Origin of the sequence: Bradyrhizobium sp. CCGE-LA001 (assembly GCF_000296215.2) — a bacterium.
Classification (GTDB): domain Bacteria; phylum Pseudomonadota; class Alphaproteobacteria; order Rhizobiales; family Xanthobacteraceae; genus Bradyrhizobium.
In genome coordinates, this window is the sequence record NZ_CP013949.1 from 6,190,507 (window position 1) to 6,211,699 (window position 21,193).

Below are 21,193 nucleotides of genomic sequence, written 5' to 3' on the forward strand. Positions count from 1 at the left end.
CATGCTTGACAAAGTCTTCGATCCAAAGAGCGCTGAACCACGGCTATACGCTGCTTGGGAAGCTTCGGGTGCCTTTGCGCCTACCAATGACCCGGAAGCAGAGCCGTTTTCGATCATCATGCCGCCACCGAACGTTACCGGCTCCCTGCACGTTGGCCATGCGCTGAACAACACTTTACAAGACGTGTTGGTCCGCTTCGAGCGCATGCGTGGCAAAGCGGCACTCTGGCTACCGGGCACAGACCACGCCGGCATCGCCACTCAGATGGTGGTTGAACGCCAGCTCGCGCTGGCGGGGAACATCAATCGACGCGAGATGGGCCGAGAGAACTTCCTCGCTGAGGTCTGGAAATGGAAAGCCACGTCCGGCGGCAAGATCGTTGAGCAGTTGCGCAGATTAGGGGCTTCCTGCGACTGGAGCCGTGAGCGCTTCAGCCTCGACGAAGGCTCCTCGTGCGCGGTGCGTAAGGTGTTCGTCACCCTTTTTAAGGAGGGCCTGATTTATCGCGACAAACGTCTGGTGAATTGGGATCCTCAGTTCCAGACCGCAATCTCCGACCTTGAGGTCGAGCAGCGTGAGATCGAGGGCCATTTCTGGCATCTCGCCTATCCACTGGCGGATGGCTCCGGCGAGATCGTTGTCTCTACCACGCGTCCCGAAACCATGCTGGGCGATGCCGCCGTCGCGGTTCACCCTGATGACGAGCGCTACAAGCATCTCGTCGGTAAAGGGGTCATTCTGCCGATCGTCGGGAGGCAGATTCCAATCGTGGCCGACGAACATGCAGATCCAGAGAAGGGATCCGGAGCAGTGAAGATCACGCCCGCCCACGACTTCGACGATTTTCAGGTGGCCAGGCGCCATGGCCTGCCGATGATCAATATCCTGGACGAGTATGCGCACGTGAACGAAAGCGCTCCGCAGGCTTACCGCGGACTGGACCGCTTTACCGCACGCGCGAAAGTGGTCGACGCGTGTGACGCCCTCGGTCTGCTGCGAGGAACCGAGAAAATTCGCCACATGGTCCCACACGGAGATCGCTCCGGCGTTGTGGTCGAGCCTTTCCTGACTGACCAATGGTTCGTGAACGCGGAGGTGCTAGCGCGGCCCGCGATCGAGGCAGTCGTTGAGGGCGACACAGTGTTCGCCCCTCGCCACTGGGAAAAGACCTACCTCGAGTGGATGCGCAACATCCAGCCTTGGACCATCTCGCGTCAGCTCTGGTGGGGTCATCGCATCCCGGCTTGGTTCGGCCCGGACGGCACCATATTCGTCGAGGAGACCGAAGAGGAAGCCAAGGCTCAGGCCTGCGCGCACTATGGCCGCGACGAGCCGCTCGTTCAGGACGAGGACGTGCTCGACACCTGGTTCTCTTCTGCGCTGTGGCCATTCTCGACCCTCGGCTGGCCCGACAAGACACCCGACCTCAAACGCTTCTATCCGACTCATACACTCGTCACGGGTTTCGACATCATCCCCTTTTGGGTCGCCCGCATGATGATGCAGGGCCTACACCTTACGGAAGAAGTTCCCTTCAAGCGAGTGTTCATCAACGCTCTCGTGCGCGATGCAAGCGGCGCGAAGATGTCGAAATCGAAGGGAAACGTCATGGACCCCCTGGATCTGATCGACGAGTTCGGAGCCGACGCGCTGCGCTTCACGCTGACGGCCATGTCCGGAGTTACACGCGACATCAAACTGTCCCGGCAACGCATTGAAGGCTATCGCAATCTGGGCACCAAGCTCTGGAATGCGACGCGCTTTGCCCAATTGAACAGCTGCACGCGCGAGACGACGTTTTCGCCCGAGCTCGCAAGGATGCCGCTGAATCGCTGGATTGTCGGCGAGACCGCCCGGGCCACGAAAATCGTAGCCAGCGCGCTTGTTGAGTGCGACTTCAGCGAGGCCGCCGACGCGCTCTATCGCTTCATCTGGAATGTCTTTTGCGATTGGTACATTGAGCTGAGCAAGCCAGTACTGAACGGCGCAGATAGTGCCGTTCGCGACGAAACGCGCGCGGTTACGGCTTGGGTATTGGACGTCACCCTCAAGATCCTTCACCCGATTATGCCATTCCTCACTGAGGAACTTTGGGCCGAGACAGCCCGCCTTGGTGCGCCGCGCGGCCACCAAGGCTTCATCATGACCGCGGCCTGGCCACAGCTCGCGGAGAGCTTAGTCGACCCGGCCGCCGATGCTGAAATTCGACTGATCATCGATACCATCTCCGAAGGCCGATCGGTGCGCCAGGAGCTAAACATCCCGCCCGCCGCGCGTCCGCTGCTGTTGGTGGTCGAAGCCTCCGAGACGCAGCGCGAGGCCCTGACGGCCAATGCGCAGCTCATTGCCCGGTTGCTGCGCGTCGCCGACGTGCGGTTGGTCAACGCAGTGCCACCGGGAGCAGTCTCCTATGTAATCGCCGGCGCGACGCTGGCACTGCCGGTTGCCCAATTCATAGAGCTGACCACAGAGCGCAACCGCCTCACCAAGGAGATCACCAGCCTCGGCGCGGAGGCCGACAAGTTGGCCAAGAAACTCAGTAACCAAGACTTCATTGCTCGCGCCCCGGAACACGTCGTAGAGGATACCCGCGACCGTCTTGCCGCGGCCAAGGCTGGCCAAGCGAAGCTGGAATCGGCGCTCACCCGATTATTCGCCGTCCTGAACTGATCGACGCGGTCGTCGTGCGTGCCACGAGTTTCGACCTGCGTCGTCAGAAGACTATCGATCCTGACCCTTGCCAGCAGGCAAGAATACGAACGTCAACCCGGAAGTGACGAGCAACCGACCCCGCTGACTTCCCCGCCAGCGTGGAGGGGGGCCAGACATGCGTCACCGCAGCGACGCTCGCGAAGATAGGTCGTACCATCGTCGGCCATTATCTGACTGTCCGGAATAAAGAGTAGGCTCACAGGCAGCGGGCTCGAGCCGGACGCGCGGTAACATGAGCTTCGCTAAGGCGCATATGTCGGGAACCCAACAGCGTATCAGATACGCGCAATAACTCGGCAAATCGCGATGGCGCAAATCCTGCTTCCCTATGTCGCGCATGCAGCAGCTCCCAGAACCGATCAAAAGCAGGCTTTGCGTCCAAGCGGGAGTACGCGCCCCAGAGAGCGGAGAAGATGGAAGACACGTCATTCTCAAGAAATTCGCACATTCCCGATGGCAGGGTCTTGGAGATAACGACAACGACAGGCTGTGCCGTCGGGTGCTCGTATTGTCCGCAACACAAGTTCGCGAAGCGTCAAAGAGCGGTTTCTCCTGTGAAGTATCTTACACTGGAAGACTTTAGGCGATGTCTGGCGCGTGTACCAACAGCGATCGACATTCATTTTTCCGGCTATTCTGAACCATGGCTCAATCGGGATTGCACCGAGATGGTCGAACAGGCCCACGCGTGTGGCCATGGCATCCGGATCTACACGACGCTCGTAGGAATGAATGAGCGTGATCTACGACGCTTACAAGAGCTGCCCATCAAAGCGTTTGTGGTCCACCTATTTGATAGCGGCGGCCAGATGAACAGCCGATTTGTCCGAAAACCTTATCTCAATTTGTTCCGTCAACTGTTAGACGCAGACATTCCCTCGGTTCAATTCCTAACGTTCGGCGGGGTCCATCCTGATCTCGTCAAGCTACTCCCCGCCGAAGCGCTGCTTCGCCTGGGATCACTGATTAGCAGAGCTGGAAGCGTCGATCGCGGGATCGCTAAATCACGAGCGCCTATAGCCGGGGGTCTCACATGTGTTGAAAGAAGACAGTTTCGCAATGTTCTTTTGCCTAACGGCGACATCACACTCTGCTGTATGGATTTCGAGAGGCGCCACGTTCTTGGAAATCTCCTACGTGATGACTACGAGAATCTCTTTGAAGGACGCGATTTTCGGCAGATCGTCGACCGCATGAACGGGGCAAATGGCTTTTTGCTTTGCAGAATGTGCGAACACGCCAGGTCAAAGTTGCAGAATCGCTGACTCTGATGGCTGGGCATGGACAACGCCCGAGTACGACTCCGCGCCACCAGCGCCATGCGCCGGTTTTACCCTTCCGAGCCAGAGTTGAGCACCAAGGCCCAGCGCAAGCTGGAGAAGCTGGCGGCAGAAGCCGCCGAGCGGCTGCTGGCCGACAAGGGCTCGCTGCCGCAGGTGCCGCACCGGGCGCAGGAGTAAGCGCTGGCGGCATAGGCGCCCCTACCTGAGTAAGTCGGGCCGCTCAGGCGGCCCGACTCTGTGCATCAAACTTTTGCGCGCTCCGCAGGCGCGCGTCGTCCTATCGGTCTCAGAAATAAGGATCCAGATTATTGACGGCGATGACAGACATCTCGCCCTTAGCCCCATCGGGTTCGTTTGTGCCGTTACCGAGATTCGGCGGGTTGGGATAGTCTCCCGGCGAGCCGGGACCCGAGGGACCGCACACCCATTCCTTCCCGCACCGGAGCCACCGCCTCCGGGAGTACCCGGCGCTCCACCTCGACCACCGACCCCACCCAGGCCACCTTGGTTGTTGACGCGAGCGTAGCTGAACGTATCAGCTCCCCGCTTCAGCGATACGAATACGAGTGTCGCACCGGCGCCACCGGCACCGCCGTTGCCGCCACGCCCTCCTTGGCCTGCAGTGCCGCCGTCTCCTCCGGGACCATGTCTCGTGGCAATCAAACGGACCAGTTGCGCCCTCCTTCCATTTCCGGCATGGCCGCCATCACCCCGGCCACCTTGCCCGCGTACGCCTCCGTCAAGTCCGCGCACAAGAACGGCGAGATTCGGGCGGGATCCCTTTCCCTTTGTCATCGAGGAGCTTCTCCGCAATCACGTAGATTGTGGGGAGTGTGATCGACAATCCATTGGAGCCCGGCCCTCCCGGTTGTCCCGGATGACCATTGTTGCCCCTTCGGTTCGTCTCACCGAAATCGTCCGCTCCTTTCTGTCCCACCGCGCCGACGTTTCCGTTATTTGCAGCGGGTTTACTCATATCGCGCTCTATGAAGGAATAAGCTGAAGCGTCCCTGAACTTGAGAGTCTTGGTGACGATCGCGACCCAAGGATGAGAAAAATTCGCCAAGACCAGATGCGCGTCCTTGTCGAACACGATTTCATCGGCCTTGCTGACCTGCTGGGTGAACGTCTCCGACTTTGTGATGGGAATGACAGATTTGATCTTCGGTGCGGCCTTGATCGCGTCCGCGATTTCCTTCGGCACCTCCGCGGGAGCGACACTTCCAGTTCAGATGCATCACGCGTCTAAACCGCCGCGCGGTCGACGAAGATACTTTCGGCAACGTGGGGGCGAGCAGGCCAGCAACATAGAAGTGGCCAAAAGCCAAGTTCGGATCGCAACTCTCCATTTGAAAAGCAACGATGCCCAGCTTCCAGGTGCTGGGCGGAATAACCGTGTGTCAATGCTGCATCACGGTGAAGGCCGTTTACTGCCACGCTTTCGCGCCTGAATGCAGCTTCGCTTCATTTGTGTTTCTAAAACGCATTTTTCCATCTCGTCGCGTATGCCACAAGATGCGCGCGCATCGGACACGGCCTCGTTGACCTGATGCGATTCCAAGGCTGGTTAAAATGCTTGCCCCAATTGCATGTAACTCGCAAACCCCATAGTCTTTTTATATTCTCTGTCCCTTTGTCCATTATTGAACAAGGTATCAGATGTCCAACTGGATTTTTGGTCGCGACTATTTTCATGAGATGCGCATCGGCATTGACGAATTTCCGTTTTTGTTCACTCTACAAACATCAGCCGGGTTCTGTGGATTTTTCTTCAGCGTAGTTTGGTTTGCGCTCATCGCCTCGAGATATGCTGCATTCTGGAATTCCTTTACCATTGTAATGGCGGCAGTCATCATGGTCAGCTTTGTCGCGATGATGATGCTGAGCTCGTTATTCACGAAAAACATCGTCGAAAGGAACTTGTACACCGATCCACGCCAGCGGGACTGGGATCTTTATGCACGACGGAGCATGACCTTCACGGTAGTTCTCTTCTCGATAATCTGCTCAACGCTCATTTGGCTGACTGGTGGAGCTTGGAGCCCATTTATTCCCTTCTACATCATGGTGTTTACTCTCGCGCTGACTCGCTGCCAAATCCCCAAGCCTGGCAGACCGCTTTGCCTGCTATTTATGACGACTCTTTCGATCGCAACGATTGCTGCCTGGAAGTGGCTCCCCCCGGGCGTAGACCATCAAACCTATAGTGCGATTAAACAGGGCGACGCAAAGGAATATGTCGACTTTGCCTTCGCGCTTGCGTCCATGGCAGTGCCGTATGTCAGTACTTGGACGGCGGAAAAACGCGAAGCCCGCAGAAAACGTGGTCCTATGGCCACACCGGTAAAGCCAGAGAATGCAAATTCGTCTGCACCTGCTAGCGGCCCGTCCCAAGTCTAAGCTACAGTGGATTTCATGGCTTATTCTCGATCGGTACGCAGAGCTTGGACGCCGCGACTCCAATCGGAGGCTACGTCGAGCCTTTGGTCTTTTCCAGACGAGACCACCCGCCCGTTCGATACTGTCCTTGCCTCTGCCAGGTTAGCGGCCCGACTAACGGTTGGCACGCAAAGCGGCACGTTTGGCGCACCTACCCGGCGCCACGACCAGCTCCCGGAATTTGTGTTTGCATCGAAAGATGCCTTCGAAAGCACTATGTGCCAATTGCGCTTGTACACTCTCGCAAAGGCGTACTTCGATGGCGCGCTCGACATCGTTGGTCCCTTGGATAAGGCCGCAGATGTTCTTTTCGCTGTTAATCTTGCGTCGGACGTCAGGCAGAATCTGTTCGAACGCCTGAACCAGCTTGTTTTTAGGTTCGCAAAGGCGAACCTTCCCTACTTCTCCTCGCGATTCGAGTCAGACCCGCATTACTCTCTGGATGCCGCGGCGTACCAGCTCTTTCTAGATCGGCACATGCAGTACACGTGCGGCAAGTTCGAACGTGGCAACGAAACTCTCGACGAAGCCCAGGAGAACAAGTTCGAATTCATACGGACGCTCGCGACCCCGATAATTGGAAAACTTGAAGGTGCGCGCCATCTCGACATTGGCTGTGGCTGGGGTGGACTCGTCGCCTACTTTCGAGATCAGTTTAAGTCAGATTCCGTAGGAAACACAAATAGCGCCGCCATGAAGCGATACGCGGAACGCCACAACGGGTTGAAAATCGCTTATGGAGATTTCGCGACGCTCTCTCATTTTCACAACCGCTTCGACCTTGTCACGGTCGTGGGTATGGCGGAACATCTTACGCCGAGCCGCCGCGCACAACTCCTGAAGATCGTGAGCGGCTCCTTACGCAAAGGAGGCGCACTTTATTTCCAATGCATCGCGAAGCCATCAGCGTGGATCGGCGGCGACGCCTATCGCATAGCTTACGAAGACGTTTTCCCCGGCCATTTTCTCGAAACGCCGGCAGAAATGGCTGCCAGGTTTGAAAGGTACGGCTTCGAGATAGTCCATTCCCAGGAGGATGGACCAGATTACGCCAAGACAACCGCACTGTGGGCACAAAACCTCCAAACGAACCGATTGCAGATTTCGGAACTGATCGGCGAACGGAATTTTCGTGTCATGTTTGGCTACCTTGCTTTTGGCAGCAAGCTCTTTGCGGAGCGGCATGGTAGCTTAATGCGCTATCTCCTGAGACGACGTTGAAGATAGCTTCCACAAGCTGTTGGCTGATCAAACCACCCCCTGATTTGAGCTGATGAACCGCGGAACGAACATTTTCTTCATCCCCGGAAGCGTCAATGTCGTAAAAACATTCACAAGGATCGTTGAATGTTCCACCTTTGCCAATAGGTGCGGCATAAACAGCATGATCGAGAAGAATCGCTTCCAGGAAATTTAGGTTATCCAGATTTCTGTAACGGGAGAGCGTGGTCGGCACTTCGACTTTATCGTCCATATCTCTCAAGCCTCAATATCTTGCGAGACTCACATGCGCCCGACTATCGTTCTCCCTTCGATCAATCACCAAACTCATCGCGGTGCGATCCTATTGCGTCTCAAGGCCATCTCCCGTTGCGCATCTAACCCCAATGCACAGCCAGTAGGACGGGGAAACTGGCGCCGAGGCGCGTACGCGCAAGGCATCCAACCGTATCCCTGAAGGGTCCCTTGGTCGGACCCTCCGTTGCGCGCCCGCTGTCTCCTCGTCTCCCGAAATTTCCCCTCCGGCCGCGATTGGCGCAGGGTAACCAAAGGGAGGTCCTCCAATGACTAAGATCCTTAACGTCAACGACCTTTGCGACGCGATCGCCGCGCCCACGCTCGACGACGTCACACAGCGTGCCCTGATCGATGCGCTGGAACCCTCGGTAGCCGCTGTGGCCAAAGTTCTCGCCGACCACTACGGGATTATCTCCGAACACGCCGAGTACGAAGGCGGCTTCGGCGGGCTCTGCGTCCATTTTCGCCCTGCCTACGAAGGTCAGGAATGCCCGGACGTTATCGATGAAGGCGACGAAGGCGGGGATTGGCCAATGAGGTTGGTAAGGTCCTCGCTCATCGTTGGCGAGCCACCCCACACCTGCTGAAAACCGATCGACAGATTGCGAGCCGACATCTCATATGCCCGAGTACCTCGCTCTCCACATCGCGGTGACCTCCTTCGTAAGGTGCTTCGTGGTGAGAGACTGTTGCTTCGACGCCGCACGCGTCCTTGATGCCTGTGTAGCATTGCGTCCGGGCGCGAACCTTGCTCCCTGCGATCTCTGCGCAAGATTCATTCCTGCACTTCTCGCCGACCAAGCAAAGCGAACTTATCAATTAGGCCCAGCAGCCCCCAAATTAGCAATGCGACTAGAGAAAGACAGATCATTGCTATCTTCAATCGCGTAAAGACGACAGCACGGTCCACCTTGTCCTTCGAGATTTCGAGGCTGGGCGTCAGCAACATGCGGAGGACCACGTCTTCGCCTACATCGAACACGCCGTAGGCGACCGATCCGAAACCGCAGACCAGCGAGAGCCAGCCCATAAACGGAAGGTCGATCGTTCGGGACGCCAAGGTCCAGCAGATCAAGCTGAATGCCCCGAGCGCGATAGCGAAGGCGCAGTCAATGACCAGCACCCGCTCCCGATAGACTTCAAGGGCGGATATTCCAAACCTGGTTTGCGACTTCAGAGCCGCCCGCCTGAATTCCTGAAGATCTTGGGCCGAATAGCGCCAGCGACGTTCAGGTACCAATAAGGGCTTAACAGTGCCGTCGACTGCCACGCGGTACTTGCTGTTCGCTGCGCACCAGCCGACCGTCGCGACGCCGGAGATGAGCAGCCCGCCAAGGCACAGAGCGTTAACGTCCATGGGCTCCTACAACGATTCATTTCACTGGTTTTACAAAAAATGAGAGGCAGCCGCCGTTGTCGTTGTGGAACCGCTGCCAGCTGCGCGGCAGGACGAGGACGCCATCGTTCACGTAGAAGAACAGCTCATCGCTGACCTTCGGAGTCACGTGTTCTGAAATCGATTTGACGCGCCGATCGGGATCCGGCTCAAGGAAGTCGACGTCGCTGCCGAACGAACCATAACGTGTGATCGGTTGGAACCAGGCCTGGAAGTAATAGCGCCGACAGGAGTGAGGAGCCCGTGCTTGATGGTGCTCCACCAAGAAAGCTACGCCGCGTCGGAAGGATTGCTGATTTCTTCTTTGTGGCGTTTACGCTTATGCTGGCAGCTCGCGGCCGGCACCAACATGGCTTCGTGCCGCGCCTGACCGCATCCATGCCACCAGTCAACGTTCCCTAGTCTGTGTGGCGTAGTGATTCGATAGCTAGGTTGGCCCTCATGCAATGGCGGATTGCCTTGGTCTATAGTCTTTAGGAATTGTCACTCCCTTGCAGATTCGGCGGTGGCAGCTCGGGTCGTGGGCAACATTCGGATGCTCGCGCGCATCTGTCTAGCTTCTCGTCAGGGATTGCCTCGCATCAGGATTTGTCTGCTTCCTGACAACTTACAAGTGCATGTCGCCTTAGAAACAACAAGGTAGAAGGACCACATCTCTTCAAATCCTTTTAGGGATGATGTACCCTGCCGGCTCTCTCGAGTATCATCGGGGACACAGCACGACTGAAGCCTTAAAACGATCACCATGGCAGATCCTGTAATCGCCTCGGGAGCGGGATCCGATCCTTCAAGCTTGTGCCCATGATGCCCGTCTGAGTGGCGCTCTGCGCAACTGGCACGGAGATTGCTGACTCTGCTTGCTAGCGAGAGGTTTTCCACGAAGACAGTGCGACGCCTGCATCAGCACACATCAAGTGCTCCACACCTTCTTCGAGAGAGCGCTATCGCGTTGCAATCAGCGGGCCTTTCACCGACGCACTAACTCTAGGGTATGTGATGAGAATTTCCATGCACAATCAATGCAGTTCTGCAGAGGAGGACAGGCGAGATTCAGGCGACACCTCATCGAGAAACCAGGATATGCCGCGATCAATTGGCAGCCAATTTGACTTCCGAAAGACAATACCAGTTGCCAGCGCTGCACAGCAGTCTGCTGGGCTGAATGCTGTTTAATCCGGAAAAGAACCACACGATGGGAGAATGCCACATGCGCGAAGCGGCTTTGGCCAACGATGGCATTCCGGACAAGGCTGTCGTCAAACGCGCAGCTCGCCTCGGCGCGGAAATCAGAAATATCACACTCTCAGGCGATTTGCCGGACCATGTGATCGCTGAAATCAATCGTCTTCTGCTTGAGCACAAGGTGATCTTCTTCCGTGATCAGGTTCATCTCGATGACGCCGAGCAGGAACGCTTCGCCGCACGCTTGGGAGAGCTTGTACCGCACCCGACGCTGGCTACAACCAGGGGAACGACGTCGATTCTGGAGCTCGATTCTTCCCGCGGTGGCGGCCGGGCCGATGTATGGCACGCCGATGGAACGTTTCTGGATGCTTATCCCAAGATCTTGGTGCTGCGGGCTGTTGTAATCCCACAATTCGGCGGCGATACGATCTGGTCAAGCACCGCAGCCGCTTATCTCGATTTACCGGCGCCGCTGCAACGGCTTGCCGAACAGCTCTGGGCCATCCATAGCAACGCCTTCGATTACGCGGGAATCGCACGCGCACGTGCAGTCGACAAAAAGCATTTCGACGAGGTCTTTACCAGGACCATCTTTGAGACGGAGCATCCAGTCGTGCGAGTCCACCCCGAAACGGGCGAGCGCGCACTGATGCTCGGCTGTTTGGTGCAGCGCTTCGTTGATATTCCGAGATATGACGGTCAGAAGCTGTTCGATTTATTTCAATCTCATATCATTGCGCCTGAAAACACCGTTCGCTGGAGCTGGAAGAAAGGCGACGTTGCGATCTGGGACAACCGCGTAACACATCATTACGCCGTTAATGACTACGGCGACCAGCATCGCATTGTACGTCGCGCCACCATCCATGGGACCGTACCCGTCGCTGTCGACGGGCGCTGCAGTGTAAAGCGTCTGGAGGCCGAGAAGCAGCCGCCCATTGAAGTTGCCTAGCGTTCCACGTTTCAACATCTCGGTCCAACGGCCGCGGGTTGTCGTCAGCCGGAGTTGTCGCACTGGTTTCAGATCTGGCCTCGGAGAAGCGCCACGATGTGGCCGCAACGGCGTCCTCACACTCGATTGGCGGGATGGGCGCAGATCGCGTCAGCCCGGTTTTCTGAGCAAAACGTACTGCTCAAGATCAAGAGGATGCATTCGCCGCCTCACGCGCCGGGCACAATATGAACCGCAATTCACGGTCGACCGCCACCTCCTAAATAGCCTCGAAGTACCGCTCGCGTTCACAGTCGGAGACGCGATTTTGAACGGCTTCCCACTCCCACCGGCGAGAACGAGAGAACGCTTCAACAAACCTGTCGCCAAAAACGTCGATTGCCTTTGAAGATTGGGCAAACCGAATTGTGGCCTCAGCCAAGTTTTGGGGAAGCCGCTCGAAGGGTGAGTGTCTTTCGTCACTTGCATCACCAACGGTTGGAGTGGCTAAACCGGCATTCTCTTCAATGCCCAGCATTCCGGAGCCGATGGCACATGCAAGAGCGAGATAGGGGTTTACATCCGCGCCACTCAATCTGTACTCGAGGCGGTGTGCAGACTTGTTTCCCAGAATGACCCGCACCGCACACGAGCGATTGTCAACTCCCCAGCTCGGACAAGTTGGGGCCCAATAGCCGGGTAGCAGCCTTTTATAGCTGTTCACGTTGGGGGCCGCGAGGACGCAAAAGTCATTCATGTATTTCAGCTGTCCGCCAACGAATTGGTTCATAGTTCCTGATATGTTGCGGCACGCCTTGTCGTCGTAAAATACATTCTGACCATTTGAAGACATTGAAATATGAATATGTCCCGACTGTCCCGGCCCATTCTCCGAAACCTTGGCCATGAACGTCGCCATCAAGCCCCGGGTCTGAGCCCAGGATTTCACCATTGACTTGAAAAAGACTGCTCTATCCGCAGCTTCGAGCGCATCACAATGACGAAGCGAGGCCTCAATCACGCCAGGCCCGGTTTCAAAGTGGAGTCCGCTAAGCGGCAATCTGGTATTCTCACAAAAGGCAAGAATCGCTTCGAATAGCTCGTTGCTGGCGAGGGTACGGGCCACTGAATAACCAAAGGGACCTCGCGTTAGCGGAACCCATTGATCGTAGGGCTTCCTATGAATTGTCTCTGCGCTCTCATTGAACAGCGTAAACTCAAACTCGAAGCCAACACTGCAGCTGTATCCCTGGTCAGCAGCTCTTCTTAATACTTTCCGCAAAACACCACGGGGGCAGATGGTCTCATGCGCACCTGCAAACTCCGCGAGGCAGAGATAACGGTCATGAAAAGTGGGTACCAGGCGCGCCGTGGCTGGCAGAACACGCAGATCGGCGTCTCCGAATACTGATGGCAACTCTTGCCCGAAACTTGCTGGTATCACTCGGTCCGTACAATCCCAGGCAAGCACGGCTTCGGAGAACTTGATTATCCTATCTTCGGTCGAGGCATCGTCAGACAAAACGTGCTTGCCACGGAGAATACCATCAAAGTCGCATACTCCAATCAAGGACTTGCGCGACTCATGTGCCCGAGCCACCCCTAACTCGCTTGCCATTGATTCTGCCCCTGCGCCTTCAAATCGAATACCTGGTCCATACGCATGGCCCGCAACTTGCGATAGTCATCATCAAGCTCGGTCAAGTTATTATTCACGAGATAAACAATTCCCGGAGTTGATGCTAAGTCTGTCGTAGGGACAAGCTTTTGACCGATCGGAACAAACGCGATCGCATCCGCGAAGCTGGGCAGTTTGCGGATTGCTTCGAGTCCGGGATAGCCGCTGACAACACCGTCCATATTCGAGATGAGTGAAACGCACAGTGCGTGCGCCAGCCGCCTGTAAGGCCCTTGTCGCCTCATATACTCAGTGAAGCCGATGGGATCTGCGTAGCGCCACGCGGTCAGGGTTATATGATTGTGACCCAAAGCCATGGTGCGGGCTTTTGCAGACATCGTCCCTTGAAGCCTCGCTCCACAGTCAACCAGAACAGGCCCCTTGCGATCGACGATAATCTCGGCGTGAGTAGGTCCGTTGATGATCGCGAGCGCTTTCAACGCTTGCACCAAGTAGCCGGATAGCTCTTGAACAACCGTTTCCTTGCCCCCCAGCAACTTCTCGAGCGAGCAAACCGATGCCGCGCCCTCGACGGGAACAGTGTCGTAGGTCCACACCTCCGTGACGAATGTTTCGCCATCGATGGAGACCGCGTTCACGGTGTATTGTTGCCCATTTATCTTCTCTTGGCCAAGGGCAAAGCGATTCATCACTCCGAGGCAATTCGTTTTGCCGACAATCGCGTTCACAGCTCTGCGAACATCAGCATCGGTCGAGCAAAAGAATACGTCCTCCGTACCAGCGCTATTCAAGGGCTTTATGACAATTTCGTCGAAGCGCTGCTGATGCATCCAGCTTGTGACGTCTTCAGCGTTGTCGGACACAACTTGTCCGATCGATCGCACTCCTGCAGAAGCCAAAGCGTCAGACATGCGTGATTTGTCGCGTCTTGCGGCAGACAATGAGGTCCCATTCGTAGGCAGCCCGAGCGGTTCGGATAAGGAATCGGCAAGCTCAACTCCTGACTCGCAGCCTGCTATGATGAACTCCAACTCCCTGCCTCGGAGCGCCTCCAGATGAAACTGAACGACCTCCTCCTTGCTCATGCGCTCGTCCGGCCGAAGGATTTCATCATAGATGTCAGCGTTGAAGTGCGCCTGAAAGATTGGCGGGATCCGCGCACTCGACATCGCGTGCACAGTTTTCACGCCATGACGTTTGAACTCCTCCGGAAGGAAACGGCCTGTTGAATATGCGTCGACTATGACACAACTACGGTCCTTCATGCGGATCTCCGATACTGGAAGTAGAGGTTACCCACGGCGATAGCCGTGATGAGAACATTCCCCGCTAGCGTATAAAAGGATGGCGCGATGCGAGTATCGAAGTACTGAAACAGGAACGTGATGATAGGTGCCGTCGATAAGACCATGTTGACGGTGAATGGCTCTACCCGGCGAATGCCCTCCTGCACCAACAACAAAGGGAGAACGATCGTTGTGAGTGCAATTATCACAATTGCAAGCCAATGCTGTGAGAGCTCTTGTAGGATAAAGGAATGATCGCTTAATCCCAGAAGCAAGAGGATTGCTCCGTAAAAGCGATGAGCCAGTACTTGTCTGCCAGATAATCCACGATCAAACAGTAATTTCACCAGGATACCAGTCAGCGCTAACGACAGCCCAGCTACGATTGCCAAGAAGATACCGAGCGATGATCGTGGTCCCCATACGATGCCAGCATTGCCGCTGGCCGCGATCCAGACCATGTAACTACCGACGGCTGCAATCAGAGCGCTCGCCGCGATATCTGATTTCGGAGGGCGGCCCTGTCCCCTGATCAGTGCGTTCAACCATGCGGTCGCAGTCGGTCCTAATGCGACCATAAACGTGACCACGATAGCCGGCTCAGCATATTTTAGTCCGACAAACAAGCCGACCCAACTTATCGCGGTAACACAATTGAGCGACACAAAGGCCAGAATCGAGGACTTCTCGACTCTCATCCGACGGCCTTCCTTGTAGGCCAGAACGTTGAACATCATACTTACGATGGCAAAGGACAACAGGAGGGTGATCCAGACGTTTGCTCGCTGGAAATAAGCCGCTGCATAGACGTCACCTGCGGCACTCACGAGAACATAGAGGGCAACAAAGAGCACGCCTGCAACGAATTGCCCGCTCGCGGCGTGCAAAGACTGCAGAACTGGTCGAAACCAGAACGGTGACTTCGAGGACGCTTCAAAAGGATCTCCTTCTTTCGATCGTGAAGGGCCCCGTTTCGATCGGAGTTTCACAAAATGCCCCTGTCCCTTTTTATCCGATACGCGACGCATGCCGCCCCAAATGCGTTGAAAAGCCGCTTGCTAAGCGAATCAGTTTCGGCGTGCCATTCGGGGTGCCACTGCACGCCGAGCTGCAGCGTCGGTGCCCCTATGACTGACGCCGCTTCGATCAGACCGTCAGACGCCCACGCTTCCGGTTTTAGCCCAGCCCCAAGCTTTTCTATGCCTTGATTATGCAAGGAGCTAACGTGTGCCTCGGCCGCGCCCGCGATGGGAAGGAGAACGCCGTCCGGACAGATTTTTACGCTGTGCGCTGTATCGTATTGGCGATCCCTCGGCAAACCCGGCTTCTCGGCATGCATCTGACCGCTCTCCGGGCCCCATTCGGAAAGCGATGGGTGAAGTGTGCCGCCAAAGTAGAGGTTAAGCTCCTGAAGCCCGCGGCAAATGCCCAAGATCGGCATCCCAACGGCGATGGCCTTCTCAATGGCTGCAGTCGACAGTCTGTCACGAGGACGATCCCTCACGCCAGCTTGAACGTCGTGCTGACTTGTTAGCTTCAGTCTTCCCGCGGCAGACGAATTGAAGACGGCGGGATCGATATTCGATTCATCTCCCGTCAACAGAAGACCGTCTAGCCTGCCCATGATGGCCAGATTGTCGAGTTCTTCATCTTCAGCATCGATTGTAGGCAATATCACGCAAGCCACGCCCGCATAGCGAACGAGCGCTTGAACGTATTTACGACGCAACCAGTCGCGGTGCACGCCTTCTGCTAAAAGACGATTTGAGGTCACACCCACCACGGTGGTGACATCATCTTTCGCGTGCGTAATCAAGCCAGCTGCTCCCTCGCATCGCGACCGGCGATAGACTGCTGATACAAGCGTCGATTTCGCTCCAACAACTGTGCAATTACGCTTGGTTGCCCTTGAGGTCCCTCGACGAACAGCCCTCCCCACGTCGCGGCAACACTTGCGTACTGAGGATCCTGCATTCGGATTTTCTGCGCTTTGTGCAAGAGCCAGAAAGGAATGCCGGGCGAGAGGTGGTGCTCGAGGTGGTATTCGTCCAGATTCTGCCCGAAAATCGCTCGCTCGATAAAGCTCCCCTTCCTATTTCGGGTCAGGTAGACATTCTTTGTCTCGGTCTCGCACAGAGGTGAGTGCTCAGCGAGCTCGATGAACCAGCCGAGAACCTGGAACGTGGTGAGATAGGGTACGATCCAAAATAGGACGACGATGTGGAGCAGTCCAAGGAGATATGACCCACCGAGTATGAGCATCCAGAAGAGATAGAAGCCATACCTGTCGACAAGGATTCCCGACCGGCTCTGGTCCTCGATACTTATCGAAAACCGATTGGTCCAAAGATACTTCAGATACGCGACTGTCGCGCCACCCAATATGGGCTTCCAGATTATGTTGAAAGCGTACTGCTTGGGCGGCTGAACCTCGTAGACGCCGCTGGCCAAGAAAAACTTCAAGTCGGGATCCTTCTCCGGATCGCCGAGATATGGGTGATGCAAGTATACGTGCGAAATCCGGTATGCCCAGTGGCGCTGGAACAAGGGATATGAGGCGAACATAATTCCCAGGAAGTAGTTCCAGGTCGTATTCCTCGCGAGAGTGCGGTGAGCGGCATCGTGAGCGATTGTTGTCAATCCACGCTGGGATGCCCCAATCAAGAGAACTGCGAGGGGATAGAGCCACCAGGAGACATGGACCGTCGCCACGATGCAAGCTGCGATGGCAGCGTAATCTTTAACAATGTATGCAGCCCCTGTTATGTTATCAGGTCTGAGCTCGGAGAGCTGCTGGTTGATCTCGCGGTCAAATTGAACCGCCTCAAAACGTGACGACCTCAGTTTCCAAGCATCTGCCTGTTTCATGAGAACCTCTTCCTAGATCGGCTTTCGAGTTGTCAGATTGCGGAAAGCGCCTTTTCCAAGTCCTTGATGATGTCGGTAATGTCTTCGATGCCGACGCAAAGCCGGATGGAGCCGCCGAATATGCCGGCAGCCTCGCGCTTTTCCCGCGGGACGGTGGTGTGGGTCGTAGAGACAGGATGTGTTACCAGCGTGCGGGCATCCCCCACATTGGACACGTGATACATTAGGCCGACGTTCTGGATAAACTTGCGGCCGGCCTGCTCGTTCTCCACCTCGAACATGACCATCGCGCCATGCCCGTAGCCGGTATCGAGTGTCTGATCGATGATTTCTCGGTCCGCTCCTTCAAAGAGACCCGGGTAGACGACTCGACGCACTTTTGGATGTGTGCTCAGGAAGTCGGCTACAATCCTGGCGTTTTCGCAGTGCTCCTTCATGCGGAGATGCAGCGTTTCCAATCCTTGAACGAGTTGGAAGCTTGCAAACGGTGAAATTGCCGCGCCGGTATCGCGCAACCATGTCATGCGGGCCTTTAGAAGAAACTCGCTCTTTCCGAGGTCATCGACCTCTGCCACAGCGTTGCCCCAAATGATTCCGCCGTGCGCATCGTCCGGACTGTTGAACAGTGGGAAGCGAGAGTTTCCCCTATAGTCGAAACTACGGTTATCGACGATCAGACCGCCGAGTGTCGTCCCATGACCGCAAATGTACTTGGTCGCAGAGTACGTCGTAATGGCGGCGCCGAGAGCCGACGGCCGGCACACCAAGGGAGTTGTCGTATTGTCTACGACCAATGGCACGCCGTGCCTTCTGCCGATCTCCGCCAGCTGCTGCACAGGAAGCGGAATAAGGCAGGGATTTGAGATCACCTCCCCGAACAGACATATTGTTCGATCATCAATGGCACCTTCGAACGTCTCGGGGTTTCGCGGATCGGCCGTCCTAACGCTGATACCAAGACGCTTGAAGGTGTTATGAAGCAGATTCCACGTATTTCCGTAAAGATACGGCGAAGCGACGACGTTATCTCCCACCTCCCCGCTTGATAAGTTTGCGATAGCTAGAAACGTCGCCGCTTGGCCCGATGCAACAGCCAGTGCGTCGCTTCCCATGTCTACAGCGGCATACCTTTTCTCCAGTGCGCGAGTCGTCGGATTGATGATCCGAGTATACGTGAAACCATCCGCCTTTACGTTGTAGATGTCAGCAATATGGCTCAAATCCCCGTCGAGCTCATAGGCCGTATTCTGATAGATCGGCACGGCCACCGCTTTCGTCACTGGATCACGACGGTATCCAGCGTGTAGCGCAGCAGTTGCGGTCGAATATGAATGCTGGGTGATGGTGGCCATAGGATGCGAGATCTCTGCACTGTTGTCGCGTGCCTCTTGGGCAGACACTTGTCCTACGGGGCGAGTCCGACCGGCCCGGAAGTATGTGCGAAAGGCACAACCTAACCGCTCGATCCAATTGGATCGAATCTCGCCAATACAGCCGATCCGAAAACTGCGCGTGGGAAGATGCAGCTTCGAGTAGACATAAAGGTTATGGGCTGCCAGGTGCCGATACAGCCCATCAAACCCCGCCTGGTCGGAGATTCCAGCTGGAGCGGTGAATGCCACGCAAATTGGTGACTGAAGGTTCGCCGCAAGCAGTGGCGACGCCACTCCCTCCAGCTCTTTGATGAGGCCGTCTCTAATCTTTTCATACCTCCGGCGCCTGGCATCAATGCCTTCGATGCTCAGGATCTCCAGTGCCTTTGTAACCGCCTGAACGATATGGGTCGGCGGGGTTGATCGCCACTCACCTGTGCGCTCAAGCGAGCGCCATTGATCTCTCACGTCGAGGACAAACGATCTTGGCTCGGGTGCCGTATTCTCAAGTAGCTCGCGCGAGGCAATAGCAAAGGCCAACCCCGGAGGTCCTTCGATGCACTTGTTGCTCGATGTAACCAAGACGTCTGGCCCGCCGCGACTTAGGTCGATGTTGACGCCGCCGAACGAGCTCATCGCGTCGACGATTGTCTTCACGCCACGTCGCCTTGCCACCTCTACGATCGGCTCGAGCGGATTCACGATTCCGGTTGTCGTCTCGCAGTGGACGAAGCATACGTGCGTGATACCAGGCTCTCGGCTCAACCACTCGGCGACCTCCTCCGGGTCCAAAGGGTCCGCGGCTCGCTTAATAAGCTTCACCGCTTGGACGCCCCACAGTCGCAGAATTTTGAGAATGCGCTCGCCATAGATGCCATTTATGCAGACGAGCGGCCGGTCGGCGCGGGTGACGAATGAAGAGAGAGCGGCTTCCATTCCAAAGGAGCCGCCTCCCTGGATAGGAACGACCGAATAACCTTCCGCTTTGCCCGACACATCGAGCATCAACCGTCTCATACGCGCGGTCACTTCCTTGAACTCGCAATCACGCGATGCAAGGTCGAACTGCATCTCGGCCTTCACTACCGAAGATAGGGACATCGGCCCCGGCGTCAGCAAAGAACGTTGTCTTGTCACACCATCCCCTTCTATGTTGCGCTCGTTAGACTGCCGCAGCGTCACACGATGTAGTTCGCCTAACGAAGACAACGCACCGGTGAACGGGTACGCTTGGCTCTCGTTGACGATTCAGAGCGTGTTCTGCAAAGCCCGCTTTAGCTCTGCCGAGAGTCGGACCGCACCGCCCTGCCGAGTGCACCGTTGCGGCGATGTAGCAGCCTACTGCCATGGCGATGCAGCTTGACCGGGCGCGCTCGCGTCGCTGATGAGGCAGTCAGCCGATCTGCTTAAAGGTGGCGAGCGACCAATGTCGGACGCGCATTGATATTGCCCCAGAGACGGTGAGCTTCACGATCGTCGCTGATGACTGTGTCATCGTGAATGAGCCTATGATCTTGGACATTCGCACTCTTTGTCAGTCGTTAAGGCGCTGCCGACGCTGTGGCTGCCTATTTTGACCCTACAACTTGACGTAGGGTCCGATTCAACCCACTCAGATAGCTAATCGCATGAAATATTTCGCAGGCTGACAACTTGTCGCGTGTATTCCGACGAGCCAGCGAATGTGTACGATCTCCAAAGATCGACTTTCTGGAAACTCCCAAGGCAAGACGCGCCCGAAGCCGCCCAGGCCTGGCAAACGACCGTAGGGAGCTCTGAGGGGACGAGCTTGTGGCGATTGCAATAATGAGAGGCCGGCACGTGCCACTTTGCACTGAGTTGACATGAGCGGACGTACGTGGAGCGGCTAGTTCGTCGTTATGATCAGGTCACCCTAACGCTATCTGGCCTGTGCCGCGCGTTTGTCCGGTGTACCGAGACACTGCCGCGCATGTCCCTTGTTACCGAACCGAGCCTCGATGAACCCTCAACAAATGGCGGCGCCCATTTTACAGAACGCTGTGATGCCTGCTTGACGCGACCGGCCCTGGCCGCCCTCGAACCATCGTCCGCCATCAGGTTTGCCCGCGCCGAGCCAATAAACGTTGCTCAAAACGCTGTCCTTCGCGAGACACTGGGCGGTCTGCGCGTAGATCAAAGCTATGCGCCCGATGTTCTCGATCCACCACCCATTCGCCTCGCACCTCGTGATCGGCGAAGGCTCTAAGCGTTCCGGCAGTCTTCTTGAGGCCCAACCGGGCCCAATATAGTAAACTTTGGATTCAAGTGGCCAGCTTCAGAGCTCGCGCTCCGAGCCCACAATGTTGACTGCCGACCTCATGGGCCTGCATGGATGTGCGACGGATTGCACCGCCACGCCGTTCCGCTCGGTGCTGCCTCGTTTACAGAACCTGCTGCTAGTATCCGGCTGCCGCCGGCTTCGCCGGCCTTCCCCCGCATCGGCCGCTGGGGCAGCGCGTAGCAAAACCCGGTGGTAGCTCTAGCGCGCTGCAATCGAATTCGTCCCTGGCCCTAGCGTCTGCCAAGTATGTCATTGGATTG

Annotated in this window: 16 protein-coding genes; 6 read left to right on the forward strand and 10 right to left on the reverse strand. The window is 56.4% G+C overall.

Annotated elements, in window-relative coordinates; translation table 11 throughout:
* Window position 1 precedes the first annotated feature (1 nt).
* Window positions 2-2,671 carry a valine--tRNA ligase gene (locus BCCGELA001_RS28835; RefSeq protein ID WP_060737899.1) on the forward strand — a complete coding sequence of 890 codons (2,670 nt, stop codon included), beginning with the start codon at window positions 2-4 and terminating at the stop codon, window positions 2,669-2,671.
* A gap of 455 nt (window positions 2,672-3,126) precedes the next feature.
* Entirely contained in the window at window positions 3,127-3,978 is an 852-nt protein-coding gene (locus tag BCCGELA001_RS28840) for a radical SAM/SPASM domain-containing protein (RefSeq protein ID WP_060736876.1), read from the forward strand.
* Between the two features lie 757 nt (window positions 3,979-4,735).
* Here the strand turns inward: BCCGELA001_RS28840 and BCCGELA001_RS28845 are convergent.
* A complete protein-coding gene (locus tag BCCGELA001_RS28845) occupies window positions 4,736-5,200 on the reverse strand; it encodes a hypothetical protein (RefSeq protein ID WP_008558034.1) in 465 nt (154 codons plus the stop codon).
* Between the two features lie 455 nt (window positions 5,201-5,655).
* On the opposite strand from BCCGELA001_RS28845, the gene BCCGELA001_RS28850 reads away from it, so the two are divergent.
* Both BCCGELA001_RS28850 and BCCGELA001_RS28855 read left to right on the forward strand, forming a co-directional pair.
* Window positions 5,656-6,396 carry a hypothetical protein gene (locus BCCGELA001_RS28850; protein WP_008558036.1) on the forward strand — a complete coding sequence of 247 codons (741 nt, stop codon included), beginning with the start codon at window positions 5,656-5,658 and terminating at the stop codon, window positions 6,394-6,396.
* 270 nt (window positions 6,397-6,666) lie between these two features.
* A complete protein-coding gene (locus tag BCCGELA001_RS28855; RefSeq protein WP_158511644.1) occupies window positions 6,667-7,656 on the forward strand; it encodes a class I SAM-dependent methyltransferase in 990 nt (329 codons plus the stop codon).
* On the opposite strand, the gene BCCGELA001_RS37465 is transcribed toward BCCGELA001_RS28855, so the two are convergent.
* Window positions 7,571-7,909: a hypothetical protein gene (locus BCCGELA001_RS37465; RefSeq protein WP_144441525.1), complete on the reverse strand. Its 339-nt coding sequence runs from the start codon at window positions 7,907-7,909 to the stop codon at window positions 7,571-7,573. The two genes, BCCGELA001_RS28855 and BCCGELA001_RS37465, sit on opposite strands and share 86 nt — an antisense overlap.
* A gap of 310 nt (window positions 7,910-8,219) precedes the next feature.
* On the opposite strand from BCCGELA001_RS37465, the gene BCCGELA001_RS28860 reads away from it, so the two are divergent.
* The gene (locus BCCGELA001_RS28860; RefSeq protein WP_060736877.1) at window positions 8,220-8,540 is read left to right on the forward strand and encodes a hypothetical protein; all 321 of its coding nucleotides are present in this window, start codon (window positions 8,220-8,222) and stop codon (window positions 8,538-8,540) included.
* Between the two features lie 188 nt (window positions 8,541-8,728).
* Here the strand turns inward: BCCGELA001_RS28860 and BCCGELA001_RS28865 are convergent, their stop codons facing one another.
* Complete coding sequence (locus tag BCCGELA001_RS28865; RefSeq protein WP_060736878.1) at window positions 8,729-9,310, reverse strand: hypothetical protein; 582 nt, start codon at window positions 9,308-9,310, stop codon at window positions 8,729-8,731.
* 16 nt (window positions 9,311-9,326) lie between these two features.
* A complete protein-coding gene (locus BCCGELA001_RS28870) occupies window positions 9,327-9,614 on the reverse strand; it encodes a hypothetical protein (RefSeq protein ID WP_060736879.1) in 288 nt (95 codons plus the stop codon).
* Between the two features lie 942 nt (window positions 9,615-10,556).
* Between BCCGELA001_RS28870 and BCCGELA001_RS28875 the strand changes: the two genes are divergently transcribed.
* The gene (locus BCCGELA001_RS28875) at window positions 10,557-11,486 is read left to right on the forward strand and encodes a TauD/TfdA dioxygenase family protein (RefSeq protein WP_008558048.1); all 930 of its coding nucleotides are present in this window, start codon (window positions 10,557-10,559) and stop codon (window positions 11,484-11,486) included.
* Window positions 11,487-11,745: 259 nt separating this feature from the next.
* Here BCCGELA001_RS28875 and BCCGELA001_RS28880 read toward each other — a convergent pair whose 3' ends face one another.
* Genes BCCGELA001_RS28880 through BCCGELA001_RS36305 form a run of 6 tightly spaced genes read right to left on the reverse strand, consistent with a single transcriptional unit; the run spans window position 11,746 to window position 19,702 of the window.
* Entirely contained in the window at window positions 11,746-13,083 is a 1,338-nt protein-coding gene (locus BCCGELA001_RS28880) for a glutamine synthetase family protein (protein WP_008558050.1), read from the reverse strand.
* Window positions 13,068-14,369 carry a hypothetical protein gene (locus BCCGELA001_RS28885; protein ID WP_008558053.1) on the reverse strand — a complete coding sequence of 434 codons (1,302 nt, stop codon included), beginning with the start codon at window positions 14,367-14,369 and terminating at the stop codon, window positions 13,068-13,070. Before BCCGELA001_RS28885 ends, BCCGELA001_RS28880 begins: the two co-directional genes overlap by 16 nt.
* Window positions 14,366-15,418: a DMT family transporter gene (locus tag BCCGELA001_RS28890; RefSeq protein ID WP_083543420.1), complete on the reverse strand. Its 1,053-nt coding sequence runs from the start codon at window positions 15,416-15,418 to the stop codon at window positions 14,366-14,368. Before BCCGELA001_RS28890 ends, BCCGELA001_RS28885 begins: the two co-directional genes overlap by 4 nt.
* Window positions 15,376-16,206, reverse strand: a complete 831-nt coding sequence (locus tag BCCGELA001_RS28895) for a gamma-glutamyl-gamma-aminobutyrate hydrolase family protein (RefSeq protein WP_144441526.1) — start codon at window positions 16,204-16,206, stop codon at window positions 15,376-15,378. Before BCCGELA001_RS28895 ends, BCCGELA001_RS28890 begins: the two co-directional genes overlap by 43 nt.
* On the reverse strand, window positions 16,203-17,258 hold the full coding sequence (locus BCCGELA001_RS28900; RefSeq protein ID WP_008558060.1) for a fatty acid desaturase family protein: 1,056 nt from the start codon (window positions 17,256-17,258) through the stop codon (window positions 16,203-16,205). The genes BCCGELA001_RS28895 and BCCGELA001_RS28900 overlap by 4 nt, the downstream gene beginning before the upstream one ends.
* 32 nt (window positions 17,259-17,290) lie before the next feature.
* Window positions 17,291-19,702: a 2-aminoethylphosphonate--pyruvate transaminase gene (locus tag BCCGELA001_RS36305; protein WP_236840767.1), complete on the reverse strand. Its 2,412-nt coding sequence runs from the start codon at window positions 19,700-19,702 to the stop codon at window positions 17,291-17,293.
* Between the last annotated feature and the right edge of the window lie 1,491 nt (window positions 19,703-21,193).